We start from the raw sequence: 263 nt of genomic DNA on the forward strand, positions 1-263 counted from the left end.
GCTTAGCACAGCCGTAATGAGCAAGCATCGTTGCATCAGATTTGTCTGTTTTGTGAATTATGTTTAAAGCGTCTGCATACTTTTTAGCTTTACCTGGGTTCGCTAAAATAATATTAAAGCCTTGCTCGTGTAAAAAATACATCAGCGCTTCATGATAAACACCCGTTGGTTCGAGGGTGATAACGAGCTCACTAGCAGCGCTTTTAGTTGTATTTAAAAGCCATTTTTCTATTATTACAAAGTCTTGGCGCTTGTTTTTAAAG

The 263-nt window shown here is 38.0% G+C and carries 1 protein-coding gene; it reads right to left on the minus strand.

Annotated features, from left to right (window positions below; translation table 11 throughout):
• Nucleotides 1–263 (minus strand): IS110 family transposase (locus AAEY57_RS20260; protein ID WP_350608692.1); only part of this gene is annotated, 263 nt, incomplete at both ends.

This window comes from Pseudoalteromonas sp. MER144-MNA-CIBAN-0113 (assembly GCF_040308965.1).
Classification (GTDB): Bacteria; Pseudomonadota; Gammaproteobacteria; order Enterobacterales; family Alteromonadaceae; genus Pseudoalteromonas; species Pseudoalteromonas tetraodonis.